Here is an 18573-nt window from a genome sequence, read left to right as displayed (position 1 = left end):
GCTCACCCGGATGCGCATACGAAATATGGTCGAGTGTAATGTGGTGTGGCATGGGCCGAGTTCCTTCGAATGGGTGCTCGGATTCCCGCCAGCGCACGTGAAGGCGTGAAGGCATGAAAAACCCGAGCGCGGTCTGTAGGTACACGTAAGCCCGGGTAGTGGGGTGGACGCATAAAAGCGCATTGACCTGGTGTTGTTGGATCCGGGCTTATGCTCGGTGGGTCATTTCTTTGATGCCTCCTAGATTCCGAATACCGCCCCGGTCATGCCTTGGGTGGCTTCGGTCAAACATTGCGTTCAGCCTCTTAGGTTGCCCCACGGTGGGGCAACACGGATAAAGAGCTGAGGTCTCCAGCATAGGGAGCGCACGGGTGCTGAGTCAAACACCCTCCTGTAAAACCTTCTGACAAGTGCCGATACCCCCTAGAGAATGCAAAAGGAGGGGTGACACCACTCGGTGCCGCCCCTCCTTATAAGCATTAAATCTGCGCGCGTACAACACGCGAAATGCTATTACGCCTCGTGACGCTCACGGTACATGCCCAGCGGGCCCGCATCCGCGTACGCCTGAGCGTCGTTGTAACGGTACAGGCGCGGCGGGCGGTGACGGGTACCCTCCACACGGCGGCCGGTGTCAATAATCGACTTCGACGCCGCAATCTGGCGGCGGAAGTTCGCCGGATCCAGGGTGCGACCCAGAATCGCCTCGTACACCTCACGCAGCTGCGCCAGGGTGAACTCCTCACCCAGGAACGAGTGCGCAATACGCGAGTACTCGACCTTGTTCTGCAGGCGGTAGAGTGCGTACTCAATGATTTCGTTGTGGTCGAAGGCAAGCTCGGGCAGCTCATCCACCGGGAACCAGCGGATGTTCTCGTGCACGCGGGTGTTTGCGACCTCGGTGGCGGGAATCGAAGCCCAGTACACCACGGAAACCACGCGCTCGTGATCAGCGCCGGGCGCCGGGTCGGGTTCACCCACAACGCGGGCGGCACGCGCCTCGGGAGTGCGCAGGACATCACCGAATGCGTAGAGCTGCTCCAGGTAGCCGGGCTGCAGGTTGGTTGCGCGCTTCAGCGTCGAAGCCGCTGCCTCTTCGAGGGAAAGATTCGGGTTGAGCGGACCGCCAGGAAGCGCCCACTGGCCCTTATAAGGCTCGCGGAGGCGGCGAACCAGCGGCAGCCACAGGGTCGGGTGGGTTTCGTTTTCCTTGGGGCGCAGCGCCAGAATAACGGTCGAGACGGCGAGGGATACAGAGGTGTGGTCCACGTCGTTGTGCTCTTCGACGGCGACTGCGCCGGGAAGAGGCTGGGATGCGATGCTCATTCAGACCTCCTGTGCGAATGGGTATCGATAGGTGTGCATACTCTACCCATTTTAAGGGGTTAATAGGGTAAAAATGCACGCAAGGCACCCGCTGAGTCGAAAACCGGTACCATCCGCGTCGTGTCAAGGGGAAAAGTTCAGGTACCGGACACACCAAAGCGCCTCTCCTGCCTGCCCAATAGGACAGAGAGGAGAGGCGCTCCAGCGTCTACTTATGCAACGTCTAACTATGCAATTCTAGGGTGCATGTCGGGGGTGCAGACTAGTCGATCTGCAGCTCGCCCATTGCTTCCCAGTCGTCGCCGTCGATCAGGCGAGAAATAATCTTCGGGGTTGCAGTCAGCAGCGGACGCATGTCCTTCATCGCCTGCTGGAAGTGGTCAGAGTTCACGTGCGGGCCAGCTGCGTCGTCGTTGAAAGCCTCGAGCAGAACGAACTCGTTCGGGTCCTCAACACTGCGGGACCACTCGAAGAACTTGTTGCCTTCCTCGGCGCGGGTTGCCTCGGTGAAAGCGCGGGTCTTCTCAATCCACTGGTCAGCGTATTCGGGCTTGACGGGGAACTTTACAGCAATGAAAATCATCGGAACTCCTTGGTTGAAGAGTAGATATGTACCCTTCCAGTTTAAGCCGCGGGTGCTCGCCGGCGCTGAAAAATATGGTGTGAGACAGCGGTTTTAGCTAGCGGCTTTAACCGCTGTGTCGAGTGGATTCTTGTTCTAGCGTGCCGCCGCCTTGAGTACCTGCAGCGCACGTTCGAGCGCCGCACGGTCTGCGGCGATGGCTGCAGCCCTCTGTGGGCTGGCGGAGTCGCCTCCAAACGCCGCGTTGTAGTACATGCCGTCACCCAAAAGCAGCACGGTGCGGGCAATCTGCTCATCACCCAGCTCAGCGAGGACGAGCGCATGCCAGCCATCCTGCACGCGACTCATGGTCTGCTGGGCGAGCTCATTATTGTTCTGAGCCAGGCGGCTGAGGGCAATGAGGGCACGGTCGAACGGGGTGTTATCCGGCGTGGAGGAATTGATGTAGTAGGCGCTTGCCCCCTCGGGTGCCTGCTCCATTGCCGCGAAATCCTCGCCAGCAAGGGCGAGGGTGCGTTCTGCGAGCGCCTCAAGGAGCGCCTTCTTGGATGAGAAGTGGTAGAGTAGCCCGCCCTTGGATACCTTGGCGGCGGTGGCGACGGCGTCGAGGGTTGCGGCGCGTTCTCCCGAGCGAATCAGCAGGTCGACGTAGGTGTCGAGGATGTGTTCGCGGGAGTTGTTGGCGCGCTGTTTGCGGTGGTTGGGGGTGGTCATGGGTACCAGTCTAACCGCTTGAAACTATACCGTCCAGTTGGTATAGTTAATCTTCGTTTGTGGACCCGCCCGGACCCCTAAAACCTCCGGGTAATCCCCGAAAACCTCACTAAAAGACCTAGTCCAAAGGACATACCGAGCTGATGCCGCCGCGTCCGCCGCATCAGCCGAAACCCCATAGACGCACGAAAACAACCCATGACGAATCACAATCCGCACACCACGGCTCTGCCCATTCACGCCCCCGACCAGAAGACCAAACGCTGGGCGGCACTCGGCGTGCTCATGCTCCCGGTGCTCCTGGTCTCCATCGACAACACGGTGCTCGCCTTCGCGGTGCCCGCAATCGCTAAGGCACTGAGCCCCTCCTCCGCGGAGCAGCTGTGGATCGTTGACTCCTACCCGCTGGTGCTCTCCGCCCTGCTCGTACCCATGGGCGCTATCGGCGACCGCATCGGCCGCCGCAAGCTGCTGCTCATCGGTTCGACCGGCTTCGCGGCGATTTCTGCGCTCGCGGCATTCGCGCCCTCCGCGCTGATGCTCGTGGTTGCCCGTGCCCTGCTCGGTATTTTCGGTGCGATGCTCATGCCGGCAACCCTGTCGATTATCCGCAATATCTTTGTGGACGCGACCGAGCGCCGCATCGCTATTGCCGTGTGGGCTTCGGGCTTCTCCGCCGGTGCGGCGCTGGGCCCGATTGTGGGTGGCTTCCTGCTGGAGCACTTCGACTGGGGTTCGGTGTTCCTGCTCGCTGTGCCGATTCTGATTCCTCTGCTGATTCTTGCCCCGATCATGGTGCCCGAGTCGAAGGACCCAAACCCCAGCCCGGTGGATCCGCTGAGCATCCTGCTGATCATGGTCGGCATGACCGGCATTACCTTCGGTCTGACTCACACCTCCGAAGCTGGTTTCGATGCGGTGGCTATTAGCACCATCCTTGCCGGTCTGTGCTTCATTGTTCTGTTCGTGCTGCGTCAGCTCAACCGCGAGAAGAACGATATTCAGCCCATGCTGGATGTGCGCCTCTTCCGCAACACCGTGTTCACCGGTGCGATTACCGCGAACCTCATCTCCATGACGGTGGACGTTGGCTTCATCTACTTCGCCTCCCAGCACCTGCAGCTGGTCTCCGGTCTGCCGCCCATGTACGCCGGCATGCTGCTGATTCCCGGTACTTTGGCGACTATCATCGCCGGCCTGGTGATTGCGCGTGTTGCGGTGCACTTCCACCCGGCGCAGGTGGTGTCCTTCGGTCTGGCTCTCAACGCCGCCGCGTTCGCGGTGCTCGCCTTCCTGGGTGCGCACAGCGACGTGGTTATTATCCTCATCTTTATTGTGCTCGGTACCGGCATCGGTATTGCTCAGACCATTTCGAACGACCTGATGCTCTCCAGCGTGCCGCCGCGTAAGGCCGGTGCGGCGTCCGCGATTTCTGAGACCTCCTACGAGACGGGTGCGGTGCTCGGTACCGTCATCATCGGTGGTATGCTCACCGCCGTCTACCGTGCGAACGTGGTCGTGCCCTCCGGCCTGGATGAAACCCTCGCCGACCATGCCCAGGAAACCCTCGGCGGTGCCGTGTCGGTTGCCAGCCATGTGGGTGGTGAGCAGGCAAACCAGCTGCTCTCTTCCGCATTCGCCGCCTTTGACTCCGGCGTGGTGCTGAGCTCCGCATTCAGTGCCGTGCTCATGGGTGTTATGGCTGTCATCAGCTACCTCATGATTCGTAAGGCACCGCGCGAAATGAAGCCCGCAGAACACTAATACAGCGCACTAAACCTCATAGGTAAGCTCCGCCTCCCGTTGCTCTTGAGCATCGGGAGGCGGGGCTATTTTTACGCACCCACCTGCGCATTTAAAGGTTCAGCACAGGTGCCGGTGGTACGGTAAAACAGCGGGCATCAGCCCCGACCGCAGAGGAACCAGCGGCTCCACACAATCAAGGAAGAACGCCACCATGGGACTCAAAGACTGGATAGCACCCTTTATTACGCTACTCATTGGTGCTAGCACCATCTTCATCTCCTACAAGAACTACCAGGCGCAGGCGGCGGCAAAACCCTCCGAACTGGCGCGACTGGAACTGTGGAGCAAGCTCCTCACCGAAGCCGGCTTGGACCTCAACGCCCTACCCGACCCCGAAAAGCTCACCTCCGACCAGCGCGTCGTCCTCGAAAACTACCGGGTCTTCCTCAAGCGTGCGTCCCTCGAATCGAAGCTGCGTAAAGTTGGCATCGACAGCAACCGTATCTTCAGCCTGCTCATGAAGCGTGCGCACTCTTCCGTGAAGCCTACGCCCATCCCCATTGGCGACTCGATTAGCTACTACCGCCTGATTCTACGTGCCCTGCTGTACATTTGGGTTCCGCTGGCCGTGATTTTCATCGGCGTGCCCATCATCGTGGTCACCATCGCCTACCTGATTGGCCTGTTCACGAACCACCGCGGCAATCTGTCTGACTTTGCACTCTCCCCGCTCGCCGTGGTGCTCCTGATTGTTGGTGCGGTCGCCGTCGGTGCCCTCGTGTACCTGCAGAACCGCATTATCTCCGCCATTATCGCGAACAATGTGTACTTTTACTTCTGGGATATTTACGGCTCCAAGAAGGGCGCTCGCGACTCCAAGGACGCCTACAGCGAGCGCCTGGCGGCTAAAACCTACGCCGACCAGCTGTTCCTCGGTCAGCAGGAGTTCGCTCACCAGTTCCGCGAGAACATGTACATGGCGGGTATTCAGGAGATTGATGAGTACCCGCGCGTGCTCAGCGACAGCGTGATGCTGCCGCGCAACTACCGGGTTGTGGAAACCACCGAGGGCGAGGACCGCATCGACCGCTTCGTGAACTGGGTGCGTTCCAAGATCGGTTTTGAGCGCCTCGAGCCGCGCATCATCTACACGCTCGAACATAAGGACGCGCACAAGGATGCGAAGAAGGAAGCTCACGGTGAGCCGGTAGCTACCGAACAGCCTGTTTCTGAGCAGCCCGTAGAGACTCCGGCTCAGGATAAGCCGGAGGATGCTCAGAAGGCTTCGGAGGCGCCTGCCTCTGGGGAGTCCGCCTCGGAGGAGCCCATCGTTGCGGAGGTGCCCGTTGAAGCACCTGCCGAGGATCTGGCTGATGCGCCCACTGAGCCCGTCACCGGAAGCGCCACCGAACCTTCCACCGCAGTCGAGGTATCCGTCGCAGCTGGGGCAGACGACCCCACGGAGGCGTTCACCCGCATCCCGCACGATGCCGACGGTCATGAGAAAAGCAGCGCTGAGAAACCCGGTACTGAGAAGCCCAAAAACTAAATAGCCCGCCCGAGGCACCCAAAAACCGGGCAGGAGAAAAGGGTCGCAGCCTACGAGTTCGCCATTGAACCGTAAGCGTGCGACCCTTTTCCTTTCCCTTCAAGGTCGAGCAGAATCGGAGGTACCGCCCGACCAAGAAGAGTCAAATGATGCGCCCCTCCGCCAGTAGAGGTTGCCTGGCAGAAGAACCTGCCGAAGCAGGTTGGCAGAGCGCCCGGCAGAGGGTGCATCACGCTTGAGGAACCGCCCCAAACCCGCCAAAGAACGGGCTGAGGGAACAGAAAACCCCGAGCTGGCGCATCGTCTACATCATCAGAAAATAACTGCATCTCGGGGTAGGGGAGGACGATTCGCGCTCCGGGTGGGACCTACCCACTCCCACCCGGAGGCGAATCCTAGGGATGTTCGCAGTGTAATGAATACATCCCACCGAAATCCCTCACAAACGTTCGGGGTTTCAGTATCAGCGGTATATGAGCCTACCGCAGTCTATGCCGCAACCTCCGGGTCGCGGGAGATAACAACCTTCACCACGTTGTGCTCAGCAGCATGGGAGAACAGGTCGTATGCCTCCTCGAACTGGTCGAACGTGAAGCGGTGGGTTGCCATCGCCTTAGCATTCAGGCGACCGGAGCGGACCATGTTCAGCAGGTTACCGACGGTGTTGCAGTTGACCAGGCCCATGTTGATGCTCACGTTAGAAATCCACATGGTGTTCAGGGGCAGCTCAACGGGCTTGCCGTGCACGCCGGCGTTCGCGATGTTGCCGTAGGGGCGAACAATCTTGGTGCAGGTCTCGAAGGTCTGCGGAACGCCCACAGCCTCAATTGCCACATCCACGCCCAGGCCGTCGGGGGAGAGAGCCTTAATCTTCTCGATGAAGTCCGGGTCGCCCGCGTTGACCTTATCGGTGGCGCCCAGCTCCAGTGCCTTGTTCATGCGGTTGTCGTCAAAGTCGACGGTGATGACGCGGCCAGCACCGCAGAGGTTAGCGGTCATGATAGCACCCAGACCCACGGGGCCCGCACCCACGACAGCGACGGTGTCGCCGGGCTTGGTGTGACCGTTCAGAATACCAATCTCGAAACCGGTGGGCAGTGCGTCGGTGAGGAAGAGGACGTCCTCATCGGTCAGGCCCTCCGGGACCAGGTGAACCGAAGTCTCTGCGTAGGGAACACGCACGTACTCCGCCTGGGTGCCGTCAATCATGTAACCGAAAATCCAGCCGACACCGCCAACGGTCTGGCAGTGCGAAGGCTGGTTTGCCTTACAGTAGGAGCACTTACCGCAGCTGGTCACGGCGGGAATGATGATGCGGTCGCCGACCTTCAGGTCAGTCACTGCGGAGCCAACCTCGGTAATGGTACCGACAGCCTCGTGGCCGAGGATGCGTCCGTGGTCCACCTCGGGGCAGTCGCCCTTCAGGATGTGCAGGTCGGTACCGCAGATGGTGGTGGTGTCGACACGGGCGATAACGTCCGTGGGCTCAAGAATGGTGGGGTTCGGGACTTCCTCCCAGGCGCCCTTCTGATCAGGACCGTGGTACACATATGCCTTCATGGTGACTCCTTCGTTGAAGCTCTGATGAGGGTGCAGTGACTGCTTTATCACTACATGTATCAACCTATAAGGAATATTTGATAGGTTGTATTTTCATTAAACCCGACGTGTTGAATTAAGCGCTTTTATTACGCGGAGTGTATCTTTTAGTTCTTTAAACATAAACATGGTTCAGTTTGGGTATTTAATACCTGTAAATAACGCACGAGGCGCACCCCTGAAAATAGGGATGCGCCTCGTGCGTTACATGTAGAAAAGTTGGGTTGAGCTGGGTTTAACTCTTCAGCTGGGCTTAGCTCTTCAGCTGGGCGCGCGCTCGCGAACGAACCGCCGTCACCGCCCACACCAACACAAAAGCCGCCACCATCGACAGCACAATCGTGCCACCGGTCGGCAGGTTAAACGCCCACGACAGGTACAGGCCAACAATCGAGCAGATACCGCCAAACACCGGCGAGAACACCATCATCGACCCCAGTCGGCGGCACGCCAGGCGCGCAGCCGATGCCGGAATCACCAGAAGCGCCAACACCAGTACATTACCGAGCGTCTGCAGGCCCAGCACCACAGAAATGGTCACCAGAACGTACAGCACAATATCCAGGGCAAGCACCGGCAGGCCCATCGCGCGGGCGCTCTCACGGTCCAGGCTGACCGTCACAATCTGGCGGTGGAACAGCCACAACACCAGCAGGATAACGGCACCCATAATCGCGGCGTTGGTAATGTCCTCATTCGAAACACCCACAATAGAGCCGAACAAGAAGTCCTGCACCGAACCCGAATAGCCCGGCGCCAACGAAATAATCACAATACCCAACGCAAAGGACGCGGCAAAGAAAATACCAATGACCGAATCCTCGCGCAGCCGCTGATTCTGACTAAAAATAGCCACCAGAATAGCCGTCACCACGCCCGCGGTCAGGCCGCCCACCATCAGGTTGCCGCCCAACACGAACGCCACCGCAAGGCCCGGGAATACCGAGTGCGCCACCGCATCGCCAATGAAGACCATGCCGCGCATCAGCACGTGGCAGCCCACCACACCGGTGACCACCGACGCCAGCAGCACAGCCGCCAGGGCGCGCGGAAGGAACGCCAGCGACGGGTTGAACAGGTCGGCAAGAAAATCGAGAGGAGTAATCAATGGGCACCCCCGGTAGAAGTAGCGTGGGCGGGGGAGGAAGCGCAGGAATCCGGCAGCTCGTGGCCGTACTCATCCAACGCACCACCGGCACAGGTGAATCCCGTGCGGGCGTGGCCCTGCGCCTCCTCAATATCGTGACCGTGCAACCACGTATGCAGCTGCTCCAGGCTAAAGGAGTCCGCCGGACCATCCAGGTGAATATTGCCGCGCACACCGCACAGGCGCGAGCAGGACTCACGCGCAGCCAGCATGTCGTGCGTAGACATCAGAATCGTGATGCCCTCATCCGCCAGCTCGCGGTACAGGCGGGTCAGCGTGGTCTGGGTGGGGGCGTCCACGCCCGTAAACGGCTCATCCAACAGCAGCAGGGAGGGGTTCGCCGCCAGAGCCCGCGCAAGCAACACTCGCTGACGCTGACCACCTGAAAGCTCCGCAATGGAAGCATCCTGCAGGTGCAGAACATCGGTGCGTTCCATCGCCGAAAAAACCTGCACCCAATCCTTCTTCGCCGGGCGGCGGAAGAACCCAATCTCACGCACGCGACCAGTCATCACCGTGTCCTTGACGGTCAGCGGAAAATCCCACTGGAACTGGTGCTTCTGCGGCACGTAACCAATATGCGCACGAGCCACACGCGGCGACTCACCCAGAACCCGAACCTGACCGGACGCCGGGCGAATCAGACCCAAAATGGTGCGCAGCAGCGTGGTCTTACCGGCACCATTAGCACCAATCAGACCCGCAAACTCGCCGCGCTCCAGGGTCAGGGACAGATCCTTGAGGATGGAGCGGCGCGCGTAGCCCGCGTACAGGTTTGAAATCTCTAGAACGGGTTCAGTACCCGCTGTTACCGACGCGCTCACGAACGGTCACCGCGCACTTCATCCAGAGCCTCACGCTGCGCGGAGGAGCGGCGACGGAACGAAAGGAATGCGCCCACGGCAATCACAGCTGCCACGCCTGCGGCAATAGCACCCCAGGGGATAGTGAACTCTGCCTTGTAGCCGCTCTGGTCGCTCGCCGCGGCGGCAGACGAAGAACCCGAAGCCTGAGTGCCGGGTGCCTGAGAAGCAGAGCTAGAGGAAGCATCGGAAGAGGCAGAAGAAGCCGCGCCCGAGGATGCAGAACCGCGCGCCTGCGCCTCCATCGCGTACAGGGTATCGGCGCTCGCGGAGTCACCCACCGCAAACTTCAGGTAGCGGGTATCGGTCACGGTCGAACCGTCAGAGAGCTCAGCGCTCGCGGTGACCTTCAGCAGGTACTCGCCGGGGGCGGTGAACACCCAGTTCGCGTGGGTGTGAGTGTTCTTCTCAACCCACAGCTTCTGCGGCTCGTTCTTGGTCGAGGACCACAGCACCTGCGGTGCCGAGAAGTTGCCGTTCTCCAGGTACAGGCTGAACGTGCCGGGGCCGCTCACCTGCTCCAGGGTCAGGTTCACGCCGCGGTTCAGCTTGGACACCAGCTGCGGATCCTGGGTGTTCCAACCCGGCCAAATCACGCCCTTGGTTTCGGTCTGCGGAATCACATACACCTTAGAACCGGCGGGGGCACCCACGAAGGAGTAGCGCGGGTCGTTCGGCACCTCCAGGATGGCCTTATCGCTGCCGCGGTAGATGACCTCGTCCAGGCTGCGCCAGACGGGGCTCTCGCCGTGGTCGTCGTGGAGCATGAGCTCAAACTTGCCGTTGTTGAAACGAGGACCCATATCCACGTGACCGGCGGAGATTTCGGTACGGCCGGATGCGACCGGCTGCTCCGCCGACAGGGTCTGGGTGAGAGCGCGATCGCCGCGGCTCAGGTTGCTATCGCTCGGCTGAGCCGAGGCGCTCTCGGTGGTTGCCTCAGCGGTTGCCGGGCTGGTCTCCGCGTGTGCCACGCCCAAGGGCGCGAGCATTAGGCTTGCACCTAGCACCAGGGCGGACAGGCTACGAGAAGAGCGGGTGGTTGAGTTCATCATGAGGACTTCCTTGAATCATGACCGAAACGGTGTGTGAAAGATTATCTATATGCTGATACGGCTATATGAGCTTGTGGGTAGCTTAAAAACCGGGTTACGAGGTGCTAGCCTCCGAGCAGCTAGCGCCCGAAGAATCGCCGCCAGAACTAGCCCCAGAACACAGCGCAATCGTGTGAGCATTCGCCAACATCATCTGCGCGTAGTGGGGAGCCTGCGCATCCAGAGTGTCCGAATAGAGCACCCCGGTACGCACCTGCGCCTCCCGCGCCAACTCCGTGAGAACCGGTGAACGCATCGCCGTGGACTTATCCAGGTAAATCGCCGGGACCTTCAAATCCTCGACCGTGCGGCGCAAACGCTGACGCTGCTGAATACTCGGCTCACCACTGGCGCTGGCACTCACAAAACCGGCAATGTGCAGCCCGTAGGTGCTTGCCAGGTAGCGGTAGCCGTCGTGCGTGGTGACCAGGTTGCGTGCTGCCTCCGGCAGGGCCCCGTACACCTGGCGCAGCTGAGCGTCCAGGGCATCGAGCTCCTTGACGACCTGTTCGGTGCGGGTCGCGTATTCGCTCGCACCCGCTGGGTCGGCGGAGGTAAGCGCGTCACGAATGACCTGCACGCTCGCCTTCGCGTTCGGCACCGAATGCCAAATGTGCGGGTCGATTTCGCCGTGCACGTGCTTGCCCAGAACCGCCTGCGCGAGCAGGTACACCTGGCCGCGATGCTCCGAAGCTCCCGAACGCAGGAAACGGTAGCTGCCGCCGGCGGGCACCTCCTGCAGGGTGCGGGAGGGGACCGCGACCACGGTGCGGTTCAGTTCGTGCTCCACGGCGCCCTGGGAGGAGTCCGCGCGAAGCACGAGCCTGCCGTCGCCGGTGCGTGCCGTAATATCGGCGTGACCTGCAGAAAGAACCTTGATGTCCGAGGTAGAAACGTTCTGTTCCTTCGCCAGGCGGTCCACCAGTTCCTGCGGGTCGCGACCGACCGCGCAGTACAGGGTTCCGCGCGAAGAACGCACCGACTCCGGGGCATTGACCGCGGTTGCACTCAGCTCAATGGCGTACTCGCCGGCATCACTAAACGCCCACGACAGGTGCGTATGCGCCTGCAGGGGAAGCTCCAGCGAACCCATATCGCCGGTACGAATCGCGGTGTCCCCCTCACGGGTGAGGTTCACGCCGCGCGCGTGTGAATCGCACAGCATCTCCACCGCGCCGAAGGTCTGCGTAATAAACGCCGCCAACTGCGCATTCGAGGAATCGGTGGCGGTGCGCGCCCGCACGCTCTGCACCTCAAAGCGCATGCCGGCCTCCGAAGAATCGGCGGGGGCAGACTCGTTCTGTCCGCCCTCTTCAACGCGCAAACCCAGCCAGATGGAGTCCAGGGAGGCGTCCTCAACAATGGCTTCCAGCTTGCCGCCGTACTGCTCGATTTTCTCCGCAACCGCCACGGACACAACCCCGGCGGGTAGATTCGCCTCAACCATTTTGGAGAGCTTACGCTGCTCCAGCAGCAGGCCGTTCGTCAGGGCACAACGGGCGTAGGCGACATCGCGGATATCGCGCAGGCTCGGCTCATACGAGTGCGGGTCGGCACCGGCAGGCACGAGGGAGTGCACGCTGGCGCGCTCCCCTGCAATCTGCTGCGCCAAGTCTGCCAGAATCGGGGTTGTGGCGACCACGCGCATCCGGTCGGAGGAGGCGTTCTCGGTGCTGGCGCATCCGCTCAGTGCGAAGGCGCCAGCCCCCACCCCGGCACCTGCCGCGATGCGGGAGGCGAGGGTGAGGGCGGCGCGTCGACTATAGGCGTGTGACCCCTTGCCGGTATGCCCGCTATGCGGTGTCACCGCTGCGGCCCTTTCGGCGTGCCGAACGCAGAATCATGGCACCGAGTGCCAGCGCCAGAATGGAGGTGCTGACCATGAACGGGTCGATGACCACACCGGTGTTCGGCAGCTTACCTGCCGCGGCTGCCTTCTGGGCGTTGGCGAGTTCCTGGCTGGTCAGGGCGCAATCCTCACCGGAGGCGGTCTTACCGACGATGCGCACCTTGGATCCGTCGGGCTTGGTGACGATGCCGGTGGCTTCGTCCACGGTGCCGTTGACGGGGTTCTTTGCGGTGCTCTTCTCGCCGCCGTTGTTAGCGGCAGTGTTGCCGCCGTCCTGCTTGGCACCTGCCGCACCCTGGCCGTTGTCGCTTGCCGGGGCGTTATCGGGGTTGCCGACGGTGAAGTGTAGAACCGATTCGCTGCTGACCTGCTGGCCGTTCTTCAGGCGTGCAGTCCAGCCGATGGTCACGGTGTAGCGACCCTCGGCAGTGAACACCCAGTTGCTGTGCTGGTGGGTGTTCGCGGGCACCTGGAAGGAGCCGCCGCTACGCGAATCGAAGACCTGCTGACCGGCGGAACCGAAGTTGCCGGAGAGGAAGGTAGACATAGTGCCGGGGCCCTCAAAACCGTTGAGGCTCATGGTGACGGGGCCGTCGAGCTGCTTGAGCAGTTCGGGGTCCTGGGTGCTCCAGCCGAGCCAGGGCACGCCCTGCTGCTGGGTTGCGCCGATCATGTGCACGGGGGTGCCCGCCGGGGCGATATTCTCCATGCCTGCGGGCAGGTTGATCTTCGCGGCGTCATTGAGCACGAACTCGAGGGCGCCGGGGGAGACGTGGCGGGCGGGGCTGGTGCGGTCGTCCTTCACGCTACTGGTGAGGTTGCCGCCGTTGAGGATCGGGCCTACGTCGAAGTGACCGTGGGTGACTTCTTCACGGCCGCTGTGCTCGGCGGTGTTGACCACAGCGAGCGTGGGGATGCTGGTCGGCGCCTGGGCTGCCTGGTTGCTCTGCTTGTTGTCCTTCTGAGCGTCCTTAGAGTCCTTGGCGTCTTCGGCGGGAACCTCGGTGGCGATGCACTGCTGGTTCAGGCTACCGGGCAGGCCGGAGGACAGCACACCGTTACCGGTAATGCCGCCGCCGTTGCTGGGCGCGGTGACGTTCTGGGCGTTGGAGCCCTTCACGCTGGATCCCTTCGCGCTGGCGGCATTGCCGTCCTTGCTTTCGCCCTTGTCAGAGCCGCTATTGGTGGTGTTGTCGGTGCCGCTGATAGCGGTTACACCGGATCCACCCTGGGATGCCTGCTCACCATTTGCCGCCACCTTCGCGCCGTTCGGGTCGGTCACCTGCGCGGCGTTCTGACCGTTCACGGATCCATCCACGCGGCGAATACCGGTGGATGCGCTCGCCTCGGCAGATGCACTCGCCTCAGCACTTGTGGAGGTAGATGCGCTGGGGCTGCCGGTGGCGCTCTCGGTCGCGGTGGAGGTCGCCTCGGGAGTGGTAGTCGCCTCGCTCGTGGCGTCCTTGGTTGCTTCCTTCGCGGTGTTCTGCGCGTTCAGGAGCTCGAAGCCCTCCTCGGCGTTGGTGCCCACGGCGATGGTGTAGGTCGCCTCGGAGCTGACCGGGGTGCCGTCCGCAAGGGTTGCGGTGGCGCGGAACGTCAGCTGGTAGATGCCTGCGCGGGTGAACGCCCAACTGAGGTGCTCGTGACCGCCAGCGGTGATGGTGTGCCGTGCGAGCTGGTCGTTAGTGCTGAAAACGCGCGGGTTGTCGCGGCCGGATTCGGTGAAGACCTCGGCGCGGCCGCCTTCGGGTACGCTGCTGCGCACGAGTTCAAGGTTGATGGTGTTGTCCTTGAGCGCGCCGGGGCGGATTCCCTCCGCACCGAGGCCGGGGTAGAGCAGGCCGCGGGTGCGGGTGGAGGGAATGTAGAAGATGTCGGTGCCTTCGGGGGCAATGTAGTCGTAGCCTGCTACGACCTTGGTGTGTGCGTCCTCGACGTCGGGCAGGTGGAAGACGGTGCGGGCGGGGTTGAATCGTCCCTGCTGGCCGGGGCCGGTGTCTGCGAGGGTGCCGAGGGTGAACTGGTTGCCGTCGAGGAAGGCGTTGAGCATTTCGGTGTGCACGCCGGCGATGACGTAGTCGCCTTCGTAGTTGACGTAACCGCGCGACTCGGTACCCGCTTGGGTGTTTGCCTGGGTACCTGCCTGGTTTTCCTGCGCCTGTGCGGCGGTGAAGGTGCCGACCTGGGGGAGGGCGAGGGGTGCCCCGAGTGCGAGGGTGCATCCGAGGGTGGTTGCGCTGAGTAGGCTCAGGGGTTTGGTGCGTCCTTGCATGGTGGCTCCTTGGATGACTGCTCGTTGGCTGGCGCGCTACCCGATGCCCCGGGGTGTGCCCGGTGCTGGTCCCGGCGGCCTGTTGCCGGTTTCTCCCTTGCGGAAGGGGTGCGCTCTGCCGTGTTTTCTCTTTGCGAATGTACGTGGTGTGCGTTTTTGGGCGCGCCTCTGCGCACATGTTTTTCTGAGAATCACTATACTCAGTTAGGTGCTAAATGACAATTATTTGCAAAAGAGCTACCCTAAGAAGTAGAAAAATGAGAAAGGTTGTCATGAGCTCTCAGAAGCAGACCCAACGACGGGTCACCACACACACCCCCGCACTCTTCATCCCCGGCGGCAAGCCCGCCCTCCGCCGTGCCGCCGCGTTCCTCTCCGCCGCAGCACTGCTCGCGCTCGCTGGTGCTGCCCCCTCCCTGCCCGCCGCCGCAGGCCCCGACGACGGCAAAATCGTCACCACCAAGGGCCACGTTGACGCCCCCAAGGCATACTGGGACGAGCAGAACGGCACCTTCGTCCTCATGAACGAGGCGAACCCCTACAAGACTGGCGCAGACACCTACGAACTGGACAAGACCGTCAACTGGGTCGGCAAGGGCTACAGCGGCCGCGACGGCAAGTCGCAGTACACCATGACCCTGGGCAACTCGCCCTCCCTGGCGTTCCTCGGCGAACCCGGCCAGACCCTCTACATGGCACCGCACCTGACCTCCGGCAACCAGGACCCCATCTGGGCTGGCCTGGGCGCCTCCGCTAAGGTGCCCACCGAACGCTTCCGTGACGGCGTGTTCGCCACCGACATCCTTTCCGTTGAGGGCCCCGGCCGTATGGAGCTCTTCCGCTACAACCCGGACGACGCCCCCGCCGACGTGTACCGCATGCTCTCCAGCAGCTCCAACGGCTGGCACTCCTGGCTGCTCGACAAGGGCAGCCACACCCACAACACCACGACCTTCACCCGCCCCGGCCGCTACGTCGTCACCTACCGCACCGTGGCGCGCTCCACCGACGGCCGCATCATCAGCTCCAAGCCGTCGAAGCTGGTCTGGCAGGTTGGCGGCATGCAGCCTACGCTCGGTGACGGTACCCCCACCGCCGTGCCCACGGTCGACCGCTACAACGCGGCACCCGTCGGTGACCTGGACGCCGCAAAGTACGTGCTGTCCGTGGCGCCGCACCGCCTGGACACCGACCCGGCAAAGAACAAGGACGCTGACGACAAACTCAGCGACATCACCTTCGCCGCCGCGAATAAGAACCTCAAGGGCACCCTGACCCTGTACAACAACGGCTACTTCCTGACCGACCTGCCGGTCGTGAACGGTACCGCCACCTGGTCTGAAATGCTCGGTAGCGAGGGCTCCCAGCTGCAGGCGGTCTTCACCCCGGATACCTCCGACGCGAACAGTGCGGAGGCGTCCCGCTGGATTTCGCACAAGCTCACCTACGAGCCCGGTAAGGCTGAGAGCGTGTACAGCGACGACGGTAACGGCTCCTGGCCCGAGGAAATCCCGGATCAGGCGAACACCGTGCTCAGCACTGAGCAGTACACGCCGACCAGCATGGACTACGACGTGACCGTCACCCCGAACGGCAACGGCTTCAGCACCGTTGAGGTCCGCTTCAAGGACCCGAAGGTGCGCGGCTTCATGCGCGGCGGCTTCTACGCCCAGGACGACCCGGTGTACCCGTACCTCGACCTGGAAGGCTCCGTCGAGGATGGTGTGGCGCGCTTTACCTTCCGTGACGAGTCGTTCTACAAGGGCACGGCGCTGCGCGTGAAGATGCTGACCCACCCGGATATGAACGCTTCCGCCTCCACCACTGAGGTTGCGGCGAACTACGAGCCGGGCACGAAGTACACTGCGCACGGTGCGTTGGCTCCCGATAGCGCGCCGATTGCGGATGCGCCGAAGCCTGCTCCGGTGGATCCGTCGCCGAGCGCTGAGCCTACCGTCGCGCCCTCTGCTGAGCCTTCTGCTGAGCCGAGCGAGGCACCCAGCGAGGCTCCGACTGCTGAGCCCAGCACCGTACCGTCGGTGTCCCCCAGCGAGGTTCCGACCGTGCCTGCGGTGCCGACCGCCTCCGCAGAACCGAGCGTGCCTGCTCCGGCGCCCTCCACTCCGGCACCGAGTAGCCCCGCGCCCGCAAACCCGGAGCCGTCCAGCCCCGCGCCCTCTGCTCAGCCGTCCACTCCCGGAACCCCGGGTCACCAGTGCGTGCCCGGTCAGATTGACGGCCGCGCCAAGATTTCGAAGGGCCACCTGGACATTCAGGCGACCCTGAAGGACCGCCAGCTGTCCGTGGGTCTGCGCGACGACAGCGGCATCATTGACGCCGATTCGACGGTGCGCCCGCTTGATTCGGTCGTGTGGACGGTCAGCGAGAACGCCCGCCGTGTACGCACTGAACGTATGGCTGATGAGAAGCTGAACTTCATGGGCCCGGTCGGTACCGCGTTCTACGGTCTGCCGCAGACTCAGCAGAGCGGCCTGCCTTGGCCCGGCTACAACACGCAGGATATTGACTACAGTCAGCTGCGCGGCCCGGTGCGCCTGCACGTGGTGCCGAAGGTCATGCCTGAGGGTGCACGCTTCGGCATGTTCACTGAGTCGCTGAATGGTGCGGATGTGCTGCTGGATTCGACGACCGGCAAGACCACGATCGACATTGATTACGCGACGCACGCGCACGCGAACTGGGTGTTCTCTGAGCCCGGCCAGTACATGTTTGATGTGCACTATTCCGCGACCCTGGCTGATGGTACTGAGGTGAACAGCCCGGTGCAGCAGCTTGCGGTTGCTGTGGGTAAGAAGGCGTCGGATGCGTGCTCGTTTGAGACTGCCGTGCCGAAGGACCCGAACGCTGCGTCGGATGACTTTAGCGGTGTGCGCCGTGTGGATTCGGCAACCCCGGGCGGTGCTGGCGGTAATGCTGGTTCCGGTCAGGCTGGTCAGTCCGGTGCCGCGCAGTCTGGTCAGTCCGGTCAGGCTGGTGCTTCTGGCGCTGCCGGTGACGTGAACGCGCAGGGCTCTGATTCTGCTGATGGTTCTGCTGGCGGCGTATACCCGGGTGGTGTCTCCGGCGGTGGTACCGGTGGCGGCTCGTTGGGTCAGTCTGGTGTGTCTGCTTCTTCTGGTGGCGCTAGCTCCCAGCAGGGCGGCCTGGCGCGTACTGGTTTTGGTGCGGTGTCTGTGGCTGTGGGCGGTGCGCTGGTGTTGGGTGCGGGTACTGTGATGGTGCTGCGTTCTCGCCGCCGCTCCTCCTAGTGTTCGCCGCGTGAGGATGCGCTGATACGGTGAAGCCCCCGCGGCTGAGAGGATGACTCTCGGCTGCGGGGGCTTTATTTTTAGTTTATGAGGTTGTTATTCTTTGATTTCTTCAAAGCGGATGGCAGTGAAGCCTGTTTCATCGTTACGGGTATCGAAGGACTTATAAGCCCTATATTTCTTACCCGCCTCGATACTGTTGAGGTAAGGGTAGATACGTTCGCCATCTGGAGCGTGCCACATTGTGATGGTTCCGCACTCTTCCGTCTCGAATTCACCGGAGATTGCGTAGGGGTCCTCATGCTCAATGATTTCAACCGACTCGATAGTGCATATTTCAGAGTCATTATTCGGGTTGTAATGAGTCATGAAATATATAAATCCCAATACGGCGATAACACCTACACAAAATATGATGGCTTCACGGTCATACCAAATATCTTTTGCTTTTCTGCGAAGATACTCTTTGAAGGTAACTTTATTCTTGTTCTTTTTCTTTGAACTATTCCTTTTCGTCGAAACATTCTTTTTCACCGTGAATCACCTCTTTCCTGCGTAG

13 protein-coding genes are annotated in these 18573 nt (G+C 61.7%); 3 read left to right on the top strand and 10 right to left on the bottom strand.

What is annotated here, in order from left to right; genetic code table 11:
- Window positions 1–513 precede the first annotated feature (513 nt).
- The 3 genes from RWZ58_RS07290 to RWZ58_RS07280 form a co-directional block, all read right to left on the bottom strand.
- Window positions 514–1326, bottom strand: coding sequence for an NrtR DNA-binding winged helix domain-containing protein (locus RWZ58_RS07290; protein ID WP_049346488.1), 813 nt, complete (start codon window positions 1324–1326; stop codon window positions 514–516).
- A gap of 262 nt (window positions 1327–1588) precedes the next feature.
- Window positions 1589–1909: a putative quinol monooxygenase gene (locus tag RWZ58_RS07285; RefSeq protein ID WP_049333773.1), complete on the bottom strand. Its 321-nt coding sequence runs from the start codon at window positions 1907–1909 to the stop codon at window positions 1589–1591.
- A gap of 135 nt (window positions 1910–2044) precedes the next feature.
- Entirely contained in the window at window positions 2045–2623 is a 579-nt protein-coding gene (locus RWZ58_RS07280; RefSeq protein WP_303970067.1) for a TetR/AcrR family transcriptional regulator, read from the bottom strand.
- Window positions 2624–2821: 198 nt separating this feature from the next.
- On the opposite strand from RWZ58_RS07280, the gene RWZ58_RS07275 reads away from it, so the two are divergent.
- Both RWZ58_RS07275 and RWZ58_RS07270 read left to right on the top strand, forming a co-directional pair.
- Window positions 2822–4387, top strand: coding sequence for an MFS transporter (locus RWZ58_RS07275; protein ID WP_294626678.1), 1566 nt, complete (start codon window positions 2822–2824; stop codon window positions 4385–4387).
- A 193-nt stretch (window positions 4388–4580) separates the two neighbouring features.
- A complete protein-coding gene (locus RWZ58_RS07270; protein ID WP_314658176.1) occupies window positions 4581–5918 on the top strand; it encodes a CoA-disulfide reductase in 1338 nt (445 codons plus the stop codon).
- Between the two features lie 489 nt (window positions 5919–6407).
- On the opposite strand, the gene RWZ58_RS07265 is transcribed toward RWZ58_RS07270, so the two are convergent.
- From RWZ58_RS07265 to RWZ58_RS07240, 6 genes are all read right to left on the bottom strand, one after another.
- Window positions 6408–7478: an alcohol dehydrogenase catalytic domain-containing protein gene (locus tag RWZ58_RS07265; protein WP_070690368.1), complete on the bottom strand. Its 1071-nt coding sequence runs from the start codon at window positions 7476–7478 to the stop codon at window positions 6408–6410.
- Between the two features lie 292 nt (window positions 7479–7770).
- Window positions 7771–8625, bottom strand: a complete 855-nt coding sequence (locus RWZ58_RS07260) for an anchored repeat-type ABC transporter permease subunit (RefSeq protein ID WP_294628751.1) — start codon at window positions 8623–8625, stop codon at window positions 7771–7773.
- A complete protein-coding gene (locus RWZ58_RS07255) occupies window positions 8622–9488 on the bottom strand; it encodes a metal ABC transporter ATP-binding protein (RefSeq protein WP_303949607.1) in 867 nt (288 codons plus the stop codon). Before RWZ58_RS07255 ends, RWZ58_RS07260 begins: the two co-directional genes overlap by 4 nt.
- Window positions 9485–10582 (bottom strand): choice-of-anchor M domain-containing protein, encoded by a 1098-nt coding sequence (locus RWZ58_RS07250; RefSeq protein WP_314658175.1) that lies wholly within the window; start codon window positions 10580–10582, stop codon window positions 9485–9487. Before RWZ58_RS07250 ends, RWZ58_RS07255 begins: the two co-directional genes overlap by 4 nt.
- 94 nt (window positions 10583–10676) lie before the next feature.
- Window positions 10677–12428 (bottom strand): anchored repeat ABC transporter, substrate-binding protein, encoded by a 1752-nt coding sequence (locus RWZ58_RS07245; protein ID WP_314658174.1) that lies wholly within the window; start codon window positions 12426–12428, stop codon window positions 10677–10679.
- On the bottom strand, window positions 12415–14745 hold the full coding sequence (locus tag RWZ58_RS07240) for a TIGR03773 family transporter-associated surface protein (protein ID WP_314658173.1): 2331 nt from the start codon (window positions 14743–14745) through the stop codon (window positions 12415–12417). The genes RWZ58_RS07245 and RWZ58_RS07240 overlap by 14 nt, the downstream gene beginning before the upstream one ends.
- Window positions 14746–15017: 272 nt before the next feature.
- Between RWZ58_RS07240 and RWZ58_RS07235 the strand changes: the two genes are divergently transcribed.
- Window positions 15018–18014, top strand: a complete 2997-nt coding sequence (locus RWZ58_RS07235; RefSeq protein WP_314658172.1) for a choice-of-anchor M domain-containing protein — start codon at window positions 15018–15020, stop codon at window positions 18012–18014.
- Between the two features lie 96 nt (window positions 18015–18110).
- On the opposite strand, the gene RWZ58_RS07230 is transcribed toward RWZ58_RS07235, so the two are convergent.
- Window positions 18111–18548: a hypothetical protein gene (locus tag RWZ58_RS07230; protein WP_314658171.1), complete on the bottom strand. Its 438-nt coding sequence runs from the start codon at window positions 18546–18548 to the stop codon at window positions 18111–18113.
- Window positions 18549–18573 lie beyond the last annotated feature (25 nt).

This window comes from uncultured Rothia sp. (assembly GCF_963544205.1).
GTDB lineage: Bacteria > Actinomycetota > Actinomycetes > Actinomycetales > Micrococcaceae > Rothia.
This window is presented reverse-complemented; position numbering and strand designations above follow the sequence as displayed.

Excerpts from the sequence above, each read along its gene's own strand:
- RWZ58_RS07240 (WP_314658173.1), bottom strand. The coding sequence starts at position 14,745 with ATGCAAGGACGCACCAAACCCCTGAGCCTACTCAGCGCAACCACCCTC.
- RWZ58_RS07265 (WP_070690368.1), bottom strand. The coding sequence starts at position 7,478 with ATGAAGGCATATGTGTACCACGGTCCTGATCAGAAGGGCGCCTGGGAG.
- RWZ58_RS07250 (WP_314658175.1), bottom strand. The coding sequence starts at position 10,582 with ATGATGAACTCAACCACCCGCTCTTCTCGTAGCCTGTCCGCCCTGGTG.
- RWZ58_RS07290 (WP_049346488.1), bottom strand. The coding sequence starts at position 1,326 with ATGAGCATCGCATCCCAGCCTCTTCCCGGCGCAGTCGCCGTCGAAGAG.
- RWZ58_RS07235 (WP_314658172.1), top strand. The coding sequence starts at position 15,018 with ATGAGCTCTCAGAAGCAGACCCAACGACGGGTCACCACACACACCCCC.
- RWZ58_RS07270 (WP_314658176.1), top strand. The coding sequence starts at position 4,581 with ATGGGACTCAAAGACTGGATAGCACCCTTTATTACGCTACTCATTGGT.
- RWZ58_RS07275 (WP_294626678.1), top strand. The coding sequence starts at position 2,822 with ATGACGAATCACAATCCGCACACCACGGCTCTGCCCATTCACGCCCCC.
- RWZ58_RS07280 (WP_303970067.1), bottom strand. The coding sequence starts at position 2,623 with ATGACCACCCCCAACCACCGCAAACAGCGCGCCAACAACTCCCGCGAA.
- RWZ58_RS07285 (WP_049333773.1), bottom strand. The coding sequence starts at position 1,909 with ATGATTTTCATTGCTGTAAAGTTCCCCGTCAAGCCCGAATACGCTGAC.